Source organism: Erwinia sp. JUb26 (assembly GCF_003751505.1).
Lineage (GTDB): Bacteria > Pseudomonadota > Gammaproteobacteria > Enterobacterales > Enterobacteriaceae > Erwinia.
In genome coordinates this window covers 704,345-721,489 of record NZ_RJVB01000002.1, presented here as the reverse complement: position 1 = coordinate 721,489, position 17,145 = coordinate 704,345, and the positions used below count along the sequence as shown (strand labels likewise).

At 59.8% G+C, this 17,145-nt stretch carries 14 protein-coding genes; 5 read left to right on the top strand and 9 right to left on the bottom strand.

Going from position 1 to position 17,145, the window contains the following annotated elements; translation table 11 throughout:
- The first annotated feature begins 10 nt into the window (after positions 1 to 10).
- The 4 genes from EC836_RS08355 to EC836_RS08340 all read left to right on the top strand — a co-directional run bounded on the left by EC836_RS08355 (position 11) and on the right by EC836_RS08340 (position 4,278).
- A complete protein-coding gene (locus EC836_RS08355; RefSeq protein WP_123331958.1) occupies positions 11 to 856 on the top strand; it encodes a BtpA/SgcQ family protein in 846 nt (281 codons plus the stop codon).
- A complete protein-coding gene (locus EC836_RS08350) occupies positions 856 to 1,500 on the top strand; it encodes a TenA family protein (protein WP_123331956.1) in 645 nt (214 codons plus the stop codon). Before EC836_RS08355 ends, EC836_RS08350 begins: the two co-directional genes overlap by 1 nt.
- 533 nt (positions 1,501 to 2,033) lie before the next feature.
- A complete protein-coding gene (gene hisC, locus EC836_RS08345; protein ID WP_123331954.1) occupies positions 2,034 to 3,161 on the top strand; it encodes a histidinol-phosphate transaminase in 1,128 nt (375 codons plus the stop codon).
- Positions 3,142 to 4,278 (top strand): alpha-hydroxy acid oxidase, encoded by a 1,137-nt coding sequence (locus EC836_RS08340; RefSeq protein ID WP_123331952.1) that lies wholly within the window; start codon positions 3,142 to 3,144, stop codon positions 4,276 to 4,278. Before hisC ends, EC836_RS08340 begins: the two co-directional genes overlap by 20 nt.
- A gap of 2 nt (positions 4,279 to 4,280) precedes the next feature.
- Here EC836_RS08340 and EC836_RS08335 read toward each other — a convergent pair whose 3' ends face one another.
- From EC836_RS08335 to uvrA, 9 genes are all read right to left on the bottom strand, one after another.
- Positions 4,281 to 5,039: an SDR family NAD(P)-dependent oxidoreductase gene (locus tag EC836_RS08335; protein WP_123331950.1), complete on the bottom strand. Its 759-nt coding sequence runs from the start codon at positions 5,037 to 5,039 to the stop codon at positions 4,281 to 4,283.
- Positions 5,036 to 6,001: a zinc-binding dehydrogenase gene (locus tag EC836_RS08330; RefSeq protein WP_123331948.1), complete on the bottom strand. Its 966-nt coding sequence runs from the start codon at positions 5,999 to 6,001 to the stop codon at positions 5,036 to 5,038. The genes EC836_RS08335 and EC836_RS08330 overlap by 4 nt, the downstream gene beginning before the upstream one ends.
- 3 nt (positions 6,002 to 6,004) lie before the next feature.
- A complete protein-coding gene (locus EC836_RS08325; RefSeq protein WP_123331946.1) occupies positions 6,005 to 7,297 on the bottom strand; it encodes a hypothetical protein in 1,293 nt (430 codons plus the stop codon).
- A complete protein-coding gene (hisD, locus tag EC836_RS08320) occupies positions 7,290 to 8,618 on the bottom strand; it encodes a histidinol dehydrogenase (protein WP_123331944.1) in 1,329 nt (442 codons plus the stop codon). The genes EC836_RS08325 and hisD overlap by 8 nt, the downstream gene beginning before the upstream one ends.
- Positions 8,619 to 8,636: 18 nt before the next feature.
- Complete coding sequence (locus tag EC836_RS08315) at positions 8,637 to 9,395, bottom strand: ABC transporter ATP-binding protein (protein ID WP_123331942.1); 759 nt, start codon at positions 9,393 to 9,395, stop codon at positions 8,637 to 8,639.
- Positions 9,395 to 10,240: an ABC transporter permease gene (locus EC836_RS08310; RefSeq protein WP_123331940.1), complete on the bottom strand. Its 846-nt coding sequence runs from the start codon at positions 10,238 to 10,240 to the stop codon at positions 9,395 to 9,397. Before EC836_RS08310 ends, EC836_RS08315 begins: the two co-directional genes overlap by 1 nt.
- Before the next feature lie 56 nt (positions 10,241 to 10,296).
- Complete coding sequence (locus EC836_RS08305; protein WP_123331938.1) at positions 10,297 to 11,283, bottom strand: ABC transporter substrate-binding protein; 987 nt, start codon at positions 11,281 to 11,283, stop codon at positions 10,297 to 10,299.
- A gap of 721 nt (positions 11,284 to 12,004) precedes the next feature.
- On the bottom strand, positions 12,005 to 13,057 hold the full coding sequence (locus tag EC836_RS08300) for an NAD(P)-dependent alcohol dehydrogenase (protein WP_123331936.1): 1,053 nt from the start codon (positions 13,055 to 13,057) through the stop codon (positions 12,005 to 12,007).
- A 250-nt stretch (positions 13,058 to 13,307) separates the two neighbouring features.
- The gene (gene uvrA / locus EC836_RS08295) at positions 13,308 to 16,136 is read right to left on the bottom strand and encodes an excinuclease ABC subunit UvrA (RefSeq protein ID WP_123331934.1); all 2,829 of its coding nucleotides are present in this window, start codon (positions 16,134 to 16,136) and stop codon (positions 13,308 to 13,310) included.
- A 294-nt stretch (positions 16,137 to 16,430) separates the two neighbouring features.
- On the opposite strand from uvrA, the gene ssb1 reads away from it, so the two are divergent.
- Positions 16,431 to 16,976, top strand: coding sequence for a single-stranded DNA-binding protein SSB1 (gene ssb1 / locus EC836_RS08290; protein WP_123331932.1), 546 nt, complete (start codon positions 16,431 to 16,433; stop codon positions 16,974 to 16,976).
- The last annotated feature ends 169 nt before the right edge of the window (positions 16,977 to 17,145 follow it).

Sequence of the window (17,145 nt, the reverse complement as noted above, 5' to 3'; positions counted from 1 at the left end):
GATGGATAAGATGGGTGCTATCTCAGCAGAAAAAACGAATGCAATACAAGCTATTTTTTCACGTAGTAAAGCGGTGATGGGCGTTATTCACTGTGACCCGTTCCCCGGCACGCCGAAATATCGTGGTAAATCAGTCAGGGATATTATTGAACGTGCTCTTCGTGATGCCGAAAATTATGTTGCAGGCGGCGTTCACGGTTTGATTGTAGAAAACCATGGCGATATTCCGTTTTCTAAGCCTGAAGATATTGGCCACGAAACGTCGGCGCTGATGGCGGTGATTACCGAGAAAGTCCGCGAGCGTTTTGGCGTGCCGCTGGGAATTAGCGTGCTGGCCAACGCCGCGATTCCGGCGATGGCTACCGCGCTGGCGGGCGGTGCTGATTTTATTCGCGTCAACCAGTGGGCGAATGCCTATATCGCTAACGAAGGCTTTATCGAAGGTGCTGCGGCGAAGGCACTGCGCTATCGCAGCCAGCTGCGCGCCGAGCAGATTCGCGTCTTTGCCGACAGCCACGTGAAGCACGGCAGCCACGCTATCGTCGCCGACCGCTCGATCCAGGAGCTGACCCGTGACGTAGACTTCTTCGAGGCCGACGCGGTGATCGCCACCGGCCAGCGCACCGGCGACAGCGCCACGATGGAGGAAATCGACGAGATCCGCGCCGCTACCGGGCTGCCGCTGCTGGTGGGTTCCGGCGTGACGCCCGCCAACATTTGTCAGATCCTCGGCCGCACCCAGGGGGTGATTGTTGCCAGCACCATGAAGGTAGACGGCGTGTGGTGGAACGATGTGGACCTGGCCCGCGTTAAGCACTTTATGTCCGTTGCTCAGGCCGCGCTGGAGGAAGCGTGATGGAAGCGTTCAGCGAAAGACTGCTGCGCGAACATCAGGACGCCTGGCGGGCGATGCAGCAGCACCGTTTTGTTTTGGATATTGAAAACGATCGCCTGCCGGAATCGGTGTTTAACCGCTATCTGGTGTTTGAAGGCAACTTCGTGGCGACGGCGATCGCGATATTTGCCCTTGGCGTCAGCAAGGCACCGGATATCCGCCAGCAGCGCTGGCTGATTGGCGTGCTGAATGCACTGGTGGATACGCAGATCGCCTGGTTTGAACGGGTGCTGGCGGAGCGTCAGGTCGATCCTGCCGACTACCCGGACGACCTGCCCGGGGTGCGGCGCTTCCGCGACGGCATGCTGCATACCGCGCAGCAGGGCAGCTATGCGCAGATTATCACCCTGATGTTCGGCGCCGAGTGGATGTACTACCACTGGTGCCATCGGGTGAGCCAGCAGAGCCAGCAGGATGCCGACGTGCGGCGCTGGGTAGAGATGCATGCGGAAGAAGAGTTCTACCAGCAGGCCTGCTGGCTGAAAGAAGAGCTGGACCGCTGCGCTCACGCGCTGAGTGAAGCGGAAAAACAGGCACTGTCGGCGCTGTACGGCGACGTGCTGCAGTGGGAAATTGATTTCCATACTGCGGCCTACGTCGATTAATTAAGGGCTTACGCCTGGCTAATAGGCGGCTCGCGAGGAGCCGCTTTCTTACATGCAGGCTGATTGGCTGGCTCGTTGACCGAGCGATCGTTTTTAACCATTGGGCATATCACGGTGTCATTTACCGTATCGTTCATGCCTGCCGATTAACGCCATCGCGCGGATACACACTACACCGTTGGGAATCACTACTCATTGGATAATCGTTCTCCTAATGGGAACCCGGGTTGAATCGATAATCGCTCTCCGGGAGATCGTCGGCGCACCATCATCCATCGCCATGCACTGAAACGGTGCCGCCTTAACCCGCGTTTCCCGCCAGATCCTTACCGCATATCCCCTCTGCGCCCACGTTGCTTTACGGACTGTTTTTTTTGCGCAGCTGGCATATGGATTGCAATTGTATATACAAGATTATACATCTACACTTTTCTGATAAATTAATCTCACTCATTGCCGTCGCGGCGGTGACCCGAACCGTGGTCTTCGGGCGGCGGCGACGATCGATATTCCATTAACGGAGCGGAGTTCAGATGTCTCAGACTCAAATAGAAAAACTGGCAAGAAAAGAGGCCCTGCAGCTGGGCGTTTATAACGCTGGAATGTCGGATGACGCGGTGCGTGAAACCTGGCAGGTTGACCGTATCACCCGGCTGGGCAGCAATGAAAATCCCCTCGGGGCCAGTCCGCTGGTGGCGGCGGCGCTGCGCGCCGATTTGAGCCACACCGGTATCTACTCTGACTCCGGTAGCCTGAAACTGCGCCATGCGCTGGCGGAGCTCACCGGGGCTGATGCGGAACGCATTGTGATCGGTAACGGCTCGGAAGAGCTGCTGAAGCTGCTTTGCCTGGCGTTTATCAATCCCGGCGAGCGGGTGGTGACGCTTGAGCCGTCCTTCGGGCTGCATCAGATCTATCCGCAGATGATGGGCGCGGAGGTGACGCTGGTACCAGTGAATCAGCAGATGGAATTCGATCTGCCCGCCTGGCAGCAGGCGCTGAGCCAGCCTGCCAAGATGCTGATCCTCAGCAACCCCTCGAACCCGGTGGGCTGCATGCTGGGACGCGAGGATTTCACCCGGCTGATTGAACAGGCACCGCAGGACTGCATTCTGGTGATTGATGAAGCCTATTACGAATATTGCCATCACCTGAGCGACTACCCGGACAGCCTGAGCGTATTGCAAGCCCAGTCGCGTCCTTGGATTGTGCTGCGCACCTTCTCGAAGGCATGGGGGCTGGCTGGGCTGCGCGTCGGCTACGGGATTGCCAGCGACGAAGCGCTGGCCGGGGTGCTCAATCGCGTGCGCACGCCGTTTAATATCAACCGCGCCGCGCAGGCGGCGGCGCTGGCTGCGCTGCAGGACCCGGCCCACGTTGCGGACAGCGTGGCGCTGATTGCGGAACAGCGGGAAGTGATGCGTCAGCAGCTGATTGAGCTGGGCTATCAGGTTGCCCCGTCCGTGGCTAACTTCCTGTTCTTTCGCGCGGGCGGAGACAGCCGCGATCTGGCAAAAAAACTGCTGGAGCACGGGATCATCGTGAAGCCGTGGCGTGAAGCTGGTTATACTGACTGGGTGCGGGTTTCCGTCGGTAGCCCGGAAGATAACCTAATTTTTATCAATGTGTTAAGGGGTATGTATGCTACTCAATGCGGCTGACCTGCGCCGTGAAGCCCGGCGCAGGCTGCCCGCCTTCGCCTTTAGCTATGTGGACGGCGGAGCGGAAGACGAAACCACGCTGCAACACAACCAGGATGTTTTCCGCCGCTGGATGTTCGCTCCGACGGTACTGCAGGATGCATCCAGCCGCGACACCGGCACGCATGTGGGGCAAACCCGGCTGGCGGCACCGCTGCTGGTTGCGCCGACCGGCTATAACGGCATGCTGCGCCATCAGGCCGACCAGATGATCGCCCGCGCGGCGGCCGGGCAGGGGATTGGCTACATCCAGAGCACGGTGTCGACCGCCTCGATGGAGGAGATTGCCGCGGCTTCCAACGGCGAACGCTGGTTCCAGCTTTACGTACTGAAAGACCGCAACGTCACCCGCAACCTGCTGGACCGCGCCCGGCAGGCGGGCTGTACGGCGCTGGTGGTCTCGGTGGACGCGGTGCATTTCGGCAACCGCGAGCGCGACAAGCGCCACTACCGCCGCCCGATGAAGCTCTCCCTGGCGGCGATGGCCGATGTTGCCGCCCATCCCGGCTGGGTGATGCGCACGCTGCTGCCGCAGGGGATGCCGGGCTTTGGCAACCTGAAGCCCTATATTCCGGCAGAATACCAGCGCGGGGCGGGCGCGGCGGCCTACTTTGCCAGCCAGATGGACCCGGCGCTGAGCTGGGAAACCCTCGCCTGGATCCGCGAAATCTGGCAGGGGCCGCTGTATATCAAAGGAATTATGACGGTTGACGATGCGCTGGCGGCGCAGCGGCTGGGGGCGGAGGGCATCGTGCTGTCGAACCACGGTGGCCGACAGCTGGACGGCACGCACAGCCCGATGCTGGTTCTGCCTGCGGTGCGGGCGGCGGTGGGGCCGGACTTCAGCGTGCTGATCGACAGCGGCTTCCGGCGCGGAACCGACGTGGTCAAAGCGCTGGCGCTGGGGGCCGATGCGGTACTGCTGGGTCGGCCGCTGCTCTATGCCGTCGCCGCCGGTGGCGAAGCGCTGGTGGCCAGCACCATCGCTACGATGAAGCAGGAAATTGACCGCACGCTGGCGCAGCTGGGCTGCCGTTCGGTCAACGAGCTGCACGCCGGACTGCTGCACCGCGTCTGAGCTTAAATCGCCGCCAGATAGCCGCCGTCAACGTAGAGGATCTGCCCGGTGATATAGCGGGCAGCCGGGGAGCAGAGGAATACCACCGCCCCGGCAAGATCCGCCAGCTCGCCGAAGCGGCCCAGCGGGATCTTCGCCTGCATGCTCTCCACCCAGGCCGCATCCTGATAAAAGGCCTGGGTCATCTCCGTTTCAAAATACCCCGGTGCGATGCCATTCACCCGGATCCCCAGCGGTGCCCACTCGGTGCTTAATGCCCGGGTCATGCCGGTCAGCCCCGATTTAGAGCTGCCGTAGGCCGCAGCGCCCGGCACGCCGACCGCGCTGGTCAGCGAACAGAGGTTAATAATGGTTCCGCCGTCGCCCCGGGTCATACTGCGTGCCGCCGCCTGCGCGCAGAAAAACGCGCCCTTCAGGTTGGTGGCAATAATGGTGTCCCACAGCGCTTCGTCAGCATCCAGCGACGGGCAGATCTGCTCGGTCCCGGCGTTGTTAATCAGGATGTCGATATCACCGATCTCCCCCAGACAGCGCTGGATATCGGCGGTGCGGGTCACATCCAGCACCCGGCCCTCAACGCAAAAGCCCTGCGTCTGAAGTTCCGCTACGGCCCGGTCCACCGTGGACGAGGAGCGCCCGGTGAGGATCACGCTGGCCCCGGCCTGCGCCAGCGCGGTAGCCAGCGCCAGGCCGATCCCGCGCGTCGCCCCGGTCACCAGGGCGCGCCTGCCGCTGAGGGAAAAGCTGTTCATCACATTCATGGTATCACCACCGTCTTCAGGTAGGAGGATTTGCCCTGGATCAGCATCTCGTAGGCCTGCGGCACGTCGTCCAGCGACACAGGAGGCGCGATCAGCGTGCGCAGCCCGTCGGCCAGATCGGCCATCAGCCCCAGCGCGGCCTGCTGTTCGCTCTGAAACACGCTGCAGCCGGTCAGGGAGATTTCCCGCTCAACCAGCTGATTGAAGTCCAGTTCGCCGTCGTGGTGAAAAATCCCCACCAGCGCAATACGCCCGCCGGAGGTGATGCCGCCGACCAGATGCTGCAGCACGCTGCCGATCCCGGTGGCCTCCACGGCGAAGTCATAGTCGCCGTCTTCATCCAGCGGGATCAGCGCGGCGATTCGCCCCCGGCGAGCCGCGTTCGGCTCGCTCAGCTGTACCCGGCAGCGGTGCGTATGGTGCAGCAGCAGCGCCACCAGCCCGCCAATGGTGCCGCCGCCGGCAACGCGCACCCGGCTGCCCGGCGGCGGGTTCAGCTGATTAACCACCCGCAGCGCCACGCCGAGCGGTTCGCTGAGCACGGCAATATCATCCGCGACATCGTCCGGCACCCGCAGCAGGCCGCTGACCGGCAGCACGACCTGTTCGGCGAAACCGCCGTCGCACACCTCACCGACAAAGCCCAGCGAGGTGCAGAGATTGTGCGCACCGCGCAGGCAGGCGGGGCAAGTGCCGCACCAGACTCGGGAATCGGCCACCACGCGGGTTCCCGGCGGGAAGCCTGCCGTGGCTTCCGCCGCGTCGATCACCACGCCAAACAGCTCGTGGCCGGGCGTGACCGGCAGGGCGGCCATCCATTTCCCGGTGCGATAGTTATGAATGTCGGAACCGCAGATCCCGGCGGCCCGCACCTGAATGCGCGCCTGACCGGCCGCCAGCACCGCCGGTGCTTTTTCTTCCACCCGCAGATCGCCGACGCCGTACAGCTGTACCGTTTTCATCGCTTATCCTTCCGTCAGCAGACCGTCCAGCCAGCGGGAGAACTCATCATCGCCGCCGCTGCCCAGCATCACGGCCATCGCCAGGCCAATCGTCGAACTGACCGGATTATGCTGGCTGGCCGATCCGGCGCGCAGGCTCATCACCAGCGTCGGGCAGCAGAACAGCGCCAGGCGCATAATTTGCTGCCAGTTCGCGGGCAGCCAGCCTTTGGCCTTCAGCGCGGCCAGCAGCGGCTTCCAGTACAGCTCACCTTTACTATCAAGGAACGCCTGACGCAGCGGCGTCAGCTGCCAGTTGTGCTCCACCTCCAGCGTGTCGCCATCGCGACGAACGCTGACCCGGTAGATTTCCGCCGCCTGCGCCGGTTCATACAGCCAGCAGGGATGGGCAAAAATATTGTGGAAGGTGGCTTTGATCTCGGCCAGCAGCGCCGGAATATGGCTGCCTGCAAAGGCCGGATCGAAGCTGACCAGCTGCGGCACGCCGTCCTGGGAATCAAACCAGACGTTAGCATTGTGCGCATCGCCGTGCGCCACCACCACCCCGTGATGGGCCAGCGCGGCGGGCGCAAGGATCTGCCCGGCGTCCAGGAACAGCTGGCGCAGCGTGTGCTGATAGGTGACGCCGTTGATGCGCCACCGCAGGTTGCTCAGGCTCTGCCACGGCAGCGTAAGCTCACCGAGGGTGAAGTCCTGATTGACGTAGAAGCCGTCAACCCGCCCACCCAGCCCGGCGGTGTGGCCCGGCGAAACCAGACGGTTCCAGAACAGCTGGTGGATAGACTCGGCCTCCACCTGGCTGACCTGCGCCTGCTGTAGCGTCGGCAGCGTATGCGCGAGGATTTCCGCATCGGCGCGGCGCTGGGCATCGACCACCGGGGCCATGCCCTGCCAGTCGGCATTCGCTTCAATCTCGCGGCAGACGTCGGCCAGCCGCTTTTCATCGCGCAGGGTATACAGCAGGATCTGGCGCCCCGGCTCGCCGCAGGCGTAGATCGGCACATCCACGCGGAAGCCGTGCTCGCGCAGCAGCTCGGCGCGGTAGTACTCCTCAATGGTGTGCTCTTCGCCTTCTTCATGGTGATACTTAAAGAACAGCGTGCGGCCATCGGCCAGCGTCACGCGGCCGTTGAGCGAGTTCAGGCTGTACTGATCGCGGTTGATGTTCAGGCCGGTCGCCTGCACGCCGGTGACTTCGGTAATCAGCTGGCTGAGCTTCTCGCTGGCCTGCTGCCAGTCACCCTGCTGCGTCAGGCGGCGCGCCTCCGCCGCTAACGGCGCGAGCGGCTCAGTCATGATTCTCTCCTTTCAGCAGGCGATCGCGCAGCTCAGAGACGGCCAGCGCATGGCCAGGGAAGCCCTCGTACTCGGCAAAACGTTTGGCTTTGGTCGCCAGCTGCTGGTAGCCCGCGCGGGTAACGTAGCCGACGGAGATGCGCTTCATATAATCGAACACCGACAGCGGCCCGGCGGTTTTGGCGGCGCTGTTGGTCGGCAGGACGGCATTTGGCCCCAGCACGAAGTTACCCAGGGTAATCGGCGTGTGTTCGCCCAGCAGGATCTCTCCGGCGTTGCGGATTTGCGTCATCACCGCCATCGGTTCCTCTGCCAGAATTTCCAGATGCTCGGGCGCATACTGATTGACGAACTCCACGGCGGTGGCGAAATCTTTGGTCAGCACCACGCCGCCGTGGGTGCCGCCCAGCACGCTGCGCGAGAACCCGGCGCGTTTTTCACCGATGCTGTCCCAGTAGCCCGGCAGCGCGGCAATCGCTTCTTCCGCCACGCGGCGGCTGGAGGTGACCAGATACGCCGACGAGTCCGGGCCGTGCTCGGATTCGATCAGCAGATCCAGCGCCGCCAGCGCACCGCTGACGGAGTCGTCGGCGAGGATCAGGCTTTCGCTCGGACCGGCCGGAATTCCCGGGTCGATCAGATGAGACAGCTGGCGCTTGGCGGCCACCACCCACGGGCTGCCCGGACCGACGATTTTCAGGCATTTCGGCACCGACTGCGTGCCGTAAGCCACGGCCGCCACGCCCTGCGCGCCGCCGCACTTGTATACTTCGGTAATGCCGACCAGGCGTGCGGCGATCAGCGTGGCATCATCCACCCGTCCGTCGGGGCCTGGCGGGGTGATCACCACCGCGCGCGGCACGCCGGCCACCACGGCGGGAACGGTGGTCATAATCAGTACGCTGGGGAATGAACCCTTGCCGCGCGGGACGTAGCAGGCCACCGCATCAATCGGCACGTGGCGGTCCCCGGCGAAGGCGCCCGGACGCATCTCTTTCCACCACATCTCTTCGGGCTTTTGCGCTTCGTGGAAGGCACGCACGTTCTCCACCGAGAAGCGAATCGCCTCGATCACTTTGGCATCGACGCGCGCAAAGGCCTCTTCGAACTCATGCTCTTCGGCACGCACCGAGAAGCTTTCCGGCTGCACGCCGTCAAACTCGCGAGCAAAACGGATCAGCGCGCTGTCGCCTTCCTCCTTCACCGCCGCAATAATCGGCTTCACCTTCTCAACGAAAAATGACAGGTCGGATTCAGTACGTTTGAAAAGGTCAGCGGGTAATTCAGTGGAAGCCGACAGGTCGTGGAATGTCACAGACATAGTGTTACCTTTTTTCAGTTAGCCAATCGCGTGTTGTTGAATGCGGCTCAGCACGTCGTGCTGCAGCTCGATGAATTCTGCGGTGCGGTTAATGCTTTCATGGCGCGGGCGCGGCAGGGTGACGTCGAAAGTGGAATCGATATGCCCCTGGCCCATTACCACGATACGGTCGGAAAGCCAGACCGCTTCCTCAATATCGTGGGTGACAAACATCACCGTCAGGCGATGCTTTTCCCAAATCTCCACCAGCAGCTGCTGCATCTGATGGCGGGTCATGGCATCCAGCGCGCCAAACGGCTCGTCCATCAGCAAAATTTTCGGCCGGTAGGACAGCGCCCGGGCAATCGCCACGCGCTGCTTCATACCGCCGGAAAGTTCACCCGGCCAGCGGTCGGCGGCGTTGCCGAGCTTGACCAGTTCCAGATGCTGCTGGGCGATATCGCGGCACTCGCTGGCCGGGGTGCCTGCCGCCTTGAGGGCAAACTCAATATTGCCGCGCGCGGTCAGCCACGGCAGCAGGGTGTAGGACTGAAACACCACGCCGCGATCCAGCCCCGGGCCTTCAATCGGCACGCCGTCGACCAGCACATCACCGCCGTCAAAATCCTCCAGTCCGGCGGCAATCGACAGCAGGGTGCTTTTACCGCAGCCGGAGGTGCCGACGATCGACACGAACTCATTGTCGTTCAGCGTCAGGTCAATGCCGTGCAGCACGCGGCGGTAGCTCTTGCCGAGGGGAAAACTTTTTTCCAGCTTGTTTAGCGTTAGCGTCGCCATCAGGAACGTCTCCGGTTATAGCGGAACAGCACGCGCTCCAGGGCACGCATAATCTGGTCGGTGATCAGGCCCAGCAGGCCGAGCAGCAGGATGTAACCGATAATGGTGTCGGTCTGGAAATAGCGCTGGGACACCACGATGCGGTAGCCAAGCCCCGAGGTAGAGGCCACCAGTTCGGCCAGCACCAGCCAGGTCCAGGCCCAGCCGATGCTGATGCGCAGGGCGTCCCAGATGGCAGGCAGGGCGGAGGGGATCACGATGCGCAGCAGGATCTTACGGTCCGACATGCCCAGCGTGCGGCCCAGGCCAATGAAATCAGGCGGAACGCGCTTCACGGCATCGATCATCATCAGCACCTGCTGGAAGAAGGTACCAATCCAGATCACCAGGAATTTCTGAAAATCGTCGGTGCCGGTCCACAGGATGGTCAGCGGCACGAAGGCCACCACCGGCATATAGCGCACGAAATCGACCAGCGGTTCGACAATCGCCTTCGCCAGGCCATAGCAGCCCGCCAGCACGCCGATGACAATCGCCATCAGCGATGAAATCGTAAAGGCGATGATAATGCGGTACAGGCTGCTCTCAATATCACTCTGCAGCGTGCCGTCTGCTGCTAGCGCGACCATCCGCTGCCAGACGCGTTCAATTCCCGGTAAGAAAATCGGTTTAATGGCGCCCATTGAGGTCGCCAGCCACCAGACAAAAATCAGCAGGGCAAATACGCCGATGGCGATGCTCAGGAACTGCGAGCGCGAAGGCGATTTCCCGATAGTGAGCAGATTGCTGCGCCTGCGCCGTTTTTTTGATTGTTGAGGTGTTTTTTGCTGCTCAACCACACTCATATTTCCTCCTGACATCTTTCTCCCCGCCGCATAACGGCGGGAAGAAAGAGGGATGGCTACTGGTTATTAACGAAGCTGGCATCAATGGTCTGCTGCGGGGTCACCGGCTGGCTGACAATGCCGGCATCCGTCGCCGCTTTCAGCAGGTGAGGGAAGGTTTTTTCACTAAAGTCATGGGATAACAGTTTTTTATTATCCGCCAGAGAGAAGTATTTCACGCCGTCGAAGGCGGTATGCAGGTCTTCCGGAGACGCGCCGACCGCTTTGGAAATAATGGCGCGAGCCTCGGTGGTGTGGGCGTTGTAGTAATTCAGCGAGCTGTCCCACGTTTTGATCAGCGCTTTAATGGCTTCGGGGTGATTTTTAATAAAATCATCGTGGACCACCAGCACATCACTGATCAGGCCGGGATCGGACTGGCCGCTGTACAGCATTTTCAGGCTGGGATCGCCCTTCATTGCCACGGTGAGATAAGGTTCATAGGTCACGGCGACCGGGACGCGTCCGGCGATAATGCTGCTGCCCGCTGAGGCTGCCGGCATGGGCACCGGTTTAATATCGGAGAACTTCAGCCCGGCGGAGGCCAGCGCGCTGCGCAGCAGAATGTCGCTGGTGGTGCCTTCTTCATAGGCCACCTGCTTACCCTTCAGGTCCTGCAGCGTGGCGATATCTTTGGTCACCAGCATCGCATCGGCAGTATTACTCTGGTCCAGCACCATCACGATTTTAATCGGCAGACCGGCGGAGATCATCCCGATGGCGGTATGGGTGGCGATATTTGCGGCATCGATCTGTCCGCTGGCCAGCGCGGCATTGATATCTTTATCTTCCGCAAAGTTAATCACCTCGACTTTCTTCAGGCCCTGTTTTTCAAACAGCTTCTGATCCGCCGCAACATGCCACTGACCGTAGCCCAGCCAGGGTTCAACGCCCATTTTGACGGTGTCCGTTTCTGCGGCAAAAGCAGGGACAGCCACTGCGGATAACATCCCGGCACAGCACAGCGCGGCCAGCGAACGTTTCAATACACGGAGAGAATGCATAGCGGTTCCTTCTGTATTTCGTTTGGGATAGAGCTGGTGATTGTCCAGCCATGTATATACAAGCATATGCAAGAGCAATGCCAGACAATAACCGCCTGTAAACGGGCGTTTAATTAATATTTTCGCACTTTGTTGGTGCATATTACCGGCGCAGTGCACCATGGAAAGGCGGTTCATCGGATTTTATTCAAATAGAAAATATTTAATCAGGCAAAGGAAATCGCTGGAATTGTCTACCTGACTCACAATAAAGCGTAATCGGTGAGAATTACACAAAGGAGTCACCGGTATCATTGAGTATTTTAGGTTTTTTATCAATAAACTTATGGGGTTATGCGTTGCCGGTGGGAGGGTAATACCCTTTATAATCTGAGTGGTCCGTCCATTGATTATGTTGTCGATTGTCCTTTATAGCCGTTTAATACTATTAACCTGTCGTATTAAGCGCGATCAATCTCTTTTTAATTCAATATTGTCGATAATATTCACTTTTCCCGTCTTAAATTACGGCGCGAAGGCCATTGTGAGAAAACCGTATAAATATCAATAGCGACGGGCGGAAATAACGTTGTAGTGATTACGTGCAGTAAAGATGGGGAGTTACAGGAGCATTGAACGACGTCCGATCCGTGTTAAATGCCAGTGCGGAGCGACAGAAAAGGAGCTGAAGTGGCAGGATGTCGCTCCGGCCGGACAAGTTGGCCGACCGGAGCAATGGGCGTTACGCCCGCAGCGTATCGATATCAATCACGAAGCGATACTTCACGTCGCTTTTCAGCATCCGCTCGTAGGCCTCGTTAATCTGATTGATATTGATCAGCTCAATATCGGAGGTGATGTTGTGCTTGCCGCAGAAATCCAGCATCTCCTGGGTTTCTTTAATGCCGCCAATCAGCGAACCGGCAATGCTGCGACGTTTAAAGATCAGGTTAAACACCTGCGGTGAAGGATGGTCGTGTTCCGGTGCGCCCACCAGCGTCATGGTGCCGTCGCGGCGCAGCAGGGTGATAAACGGGTTCAGATCGTGCGGAGCCGCCACGGTATTGAGGATAAAGTCGAAGCTGTTGGCATGTGCCGCCATCTGGTCGGCATCCTTCGAGATCACCACTTCATCCGCGCCCAGGCGCTTACCGTCTTCGATTTTTGACGGTGAAGTGGTAAACAGCACGACGTGCGCACCCATCGCATGGGCAATCTTCACGCCCATATGGCCCAAACCACCCAGGCCGACGATACCGACTTTTTTACCCGGACCCACACCCCAGTGGTTCAGCGGTGAGAACGTGGTGATACCGGCGCACAGCAGCGGCGCGGCGGCGGCAGGATCGAGATTTTCCGGCACACGCAGCACGAAGTCTTCATGCACAATCACCTGCGTGGAGTAGCCACCGTAGGTAATGTCGCCGCTGATGCGATCCTGACCGTTATAGGTGCCAACGAAGCCCTCTTCGCAGTATTGCTCCAGGTCTTCTTTACAGCTTTCGCAGGTGCGACAGGAATCGACCAGGCAGCCCACGCCGACCAGGTCGCCAACCTTGTATTTATGGCCGTGTGCGCCAACGGCGGTCACGCGTCCGACGATTTCGTGTCCCGGCACCACCGGGAAAATGGTGTTACGCCATTCATTGCGCGCCTGGTGCAGGTCCGAGTGGCAAACGCCGCAGTACAGCACGTCAATCTGCACATCATGTTCCCGCAGTTCACGCGGCTGGAATTCGAACGGAGCCAGTTTTGATTTTGCGTCCTGGGCGGCATAAGCATGCGTAATGTTCATTGGTGTCTCCGGTAAATGATGAGATGGCGCGAGGCCATAACGGCGGGAGAAGGGCGATGACACAGGCTGCCTTCCTCCTCAAATGATGAGGGTAAAGCATAGTCCTGAAAGCATGACGTGGGGATGTCTAAACGTCGCTAAATCTTGCCTGTTTCTGCAAGATTTAGCGCTGAATGTCAGAAATATGTCATTAAAACGAATGGAAACTGCGGGGAGCAAAGAGGGGCGAAATGATACCGCCCCTCTTCGTTTATTTCGCCAGTAGCGGCTTCAGGAAGCGCGCGGTGTGGGACTTCTCGCACTCGGCAACGGTTTCCGGCGTGCCGGACACGAGGATCTCGCCGCCGCCGCTGCCGCCTTCCGGCCCCAGGTCAACGATCCAGTCGGCGGTTTTGATCACGTCGAGGTTGTGCTCAATCACCACGATGGTGTTGCCCTGGTCGCGCAGCTGGTGCAGCACTTCCAGCAACTGCTGGATATCGGCGAAGTGCAGACCGGTGGTCGGCTCATCCAGGATATACAGCGTCTGGCCGGTGCCGCGCTTGGACAGCTCGCGCGCCAGCTTAACGCGCTGCGCTTCGCCACCGGAGAGCGTGGTCGCCGACTGGCCAAGGCGGATATAAGACAGACCCACGTCGATCAGCGTTTGCAGCTTGCGCGCCAGCGCCGGAACGGCATCGAAGAACTCACGCGCTTCTTCAATGGTCATCTCCAGCACTTCGTGGATGCTCTTGCCCTTGTACTTCACTTCCAGCGTCTCGCGGTTATAGCGCTTGCCCTTACACTGGTCGCACGGCACGTAGATATCCGGCAGGAAGTGCATCTCCACCTTCAACACGCCATCGCCCTGGCAGGCCTCGCAGCGCCCGCCGCGCACGTTAAAGCTGAAGCGGCCCGGCGTGTAGCCGCGGGTGCGCGACTCCGGCACGCCGGCAAACAGCTCACGCACCGGGGTGAAAATCCCGGTGTAGGTCGCCGGGTTGGAGCGCGGGGTACGGCCAATCGGGCTCTGATCGATATCGATCACCTTGTCGAAATGCTCCATGCCGCTGACTTCGCGGTACGGGGCCGGTTCGGCAATGGTGGCACCGTTCAGCTGACGCTGGGCGATAGGGAACAGCGTATCGTTAATCAGCGTGGATTTACCGGAGCCGGAAACCCCGGTAATGCAGGTGAACAGCCCGACCGGCAGGGTCAGCGTCACGTCCTTCAGGTTGTTGCCGCTGGCCCCGGACAGTTTCAGCACCTTCGCCGGATCGCCTTTAACCCGCTCGGCGGGAATGGCAATACCGCGCTTACCGCTGAGGAACTGGCCGGTGAGGGATTCCTCGACCGCCATAATGTCGTCCACGGTACCTTCCGCGACGATCTGCCCGCCGTGAACGCCCGCACCCGGGCCGATATCAATCACGTGATCGGCGGCGCGGATCGCGTCTTCATCATGCTCCACCACAATCACCGTGTTACCGAGATTGCGCAGGTGGACCAGCGTTTCCAGCAGGCGCTCGTTGTCGCGCTGATGCAGGCCGATAGAGGGTTCATCCAGCACGTACATCACGCCAACCAGCCCGGCACCGATCTGGCTGGCGAGGCGGATACGCTGCGCCTCGCCGCCGGAGAGCGTTTCCGCCGAACGGGACATGGAAAGGTAGTTCAGACCGACGTTAACGAGGAAGCGCAGGCGATCGCCAATCTCTTTCAGCACCTTCTCGGCGATTTTCGCGCGCTGGCCGCTGAGCTTCATATTTTCGAAGAAGGTCATCGCGTGGCCGATGCTCATATCCGAAATGGTCGGCAGCGTGGTGTTCTCAACAAAAACGTGGCGCGCTTCGCGACGCAGGCGCGTGCCGCTGCAGCTGGCGCAGGCGCGGTTGCTGATAAACTTCGCCAGCTCCTCACGCACGGCGGAGGATTCCGTCTCTTTGTAGCGGCGCTCCATATTATGCAGCACGCCTTCAAACGGGTGCCTACGCACCGAGGTATCGCCGCGATCGTTAACGTATTTGAATTCGATATTCTCTTTGCCGGAGCCGTAGAGAATGACCTTGCGGTCGTACTCTTTCAACGAGCTGAACGGCGCTTCAATGTCGAAGCCGAGGTGATCGGCCAGCGAGCGCAGCATCTGGAAGTAGTAGAAGTTACGACGATCCCAGCCGCGGATGGCACCACCGGCCAGCGACAGATCGGGGTTCTGCACCACGCGATCCGGATCGAAATACTGCTGCACCCCCAGCCCGTCGCAGGTCGGGCAGGCACCTGCGGGGTTGTTAAAGGAGAACAGGCGCGGTTCCAGCTCGCTCATGCTGTAGCCACAGATCGGGCAGGCGAAGTTGGCGGAGAACAGCAGCTCTTCGGCCTTCGGGTCATCCATATCGGCCACCACGGCGGTGCCGCCGGACAGCTCCAGCGCGGTTTCAAACGACTCCGCCAGGCGCTGCGCCAGATCTTCACGCACCTTAAAGCGATCCACTACCACCTCGATGGTGTGCTTCTTCTGCAGCTCCAGCTTCGGTGGATCGGAAAGATCGCAGACTTCGCCGTCGATACGCGCGCGGATATAGCCCTGGCTGGCGAGGTTTTCCAGCGTCTTGGTGTGTTCACCCTTACGCTCTTTAATAATCGGTGCCAGCAGCATCAGGCGGCGGCCTTCCGGCTGCGCCAGCACGTTGTCGACCATCTGGCTGACGGTCTGCGCGGCCAGCGTCACATCGTGATCCGGGCAGCGCGGCTCGCCGACGCGGGCAAACAGCAGGCGCAGGTAGTCGTGAATTTCAGTAATGGTCCCGACGGTGGAACGCGGGTTATGTGAGGTGGACTTTTGCTCAATTGAGATCGCCGGTGACAGCCCCTCAATATGGTCAACGTCCGGCTTTTCCATCAGCGAGAGAAACTGACGCGCATAGGCGGAGAGCGACTCCACGTAGCGGCGCTGGCCCTCGGCATACAGCGTATCGAACGCCAGCGAGGATTTCCCGGAACCTGACAGGCCGGTGACGACGATCAGTTTATCGCGCGGAATGATCAGGTTAATATTTTTCAGATTGTGGGTGCGGGCACCCCGTACTTCGATCTTATCCATTCACAATTCCCGGATTAGCACATACCTCACCATGCCTGCCCGGCATGGCCAGAAAAGAAACACGTCATTATGGCACAAAAAAACCTGAATGGATAACCAGTGTTTTGGCGTCAGGTGCCATCTGCGGCGATCCGCTTTCTGCTGTGGTTTCCCTCTTCGATCGTTATGTGTTGTATTAAAAAAGAGTTTTGGATCCGCCTCGAAAACGCGGATCTCTGCACGTGTCATTAGGAGGTGTGCGTGTTAGAATTTTGCGCTTAGACTTAGTCAGACACATTTATCGGAGACAGCAACATGGCCAGCAGAGGCGTAAACAAAGTTATTTTAGTTGGGAATCTGGGGCAAGATCCGGAAGTCCGCTACATGCCAAATGGCGGTGCCGTTGCCAACATTACTCTGGCTACGTCCGAAAGCTGGCGTGACAAGCAGACCGGTGAAACCAAAGAGAAGACCGAGTGGCATCGCGTTGTGCTGTTCGGCAAGCTGGCAGAAGTGGCCGGTGAATACCTGCGTAAAGGTTCCCAGGTGTATATCGAAGGTGCACTGCAGACTCGCAAATGGACCGACCAGGCCGGCGTAGAAAAATACACTACCGAAGTCGTGGTTAACGTTGGCGGCACGATGCAGATGCTGGGCGGTCGCGGCCAGGGCGGCGGCGCACCGGCAGGCGGCGGCCAGGGCCAGAACAACAACAACGGCTGGGGCCAGCCACAGCAGCCTCAGGGCGGCAACCAGTTCAGCGGCGGCGCGCAGTCTCGCCCGCAGCAGCAGCCACAGCAGAACAGCGCACCGGCGAACAACGAACCGCCAATGGACTTTGATGACGATATTCCGTTCTAAGTAAAGAACGCAAGTCAGTCCATGAAACCCTGCTCCGGCAGGGTTTTTTTATTCCAGACACATGCTCACTCGCGTCTTTAGCTGTGGCCCGTTAAGCCTCAGGTTTCGGTCATCCTTAAAATGCTTGTTATCTGCACAGTTTATGATTAGGTTAGCTTTAATATTTGCT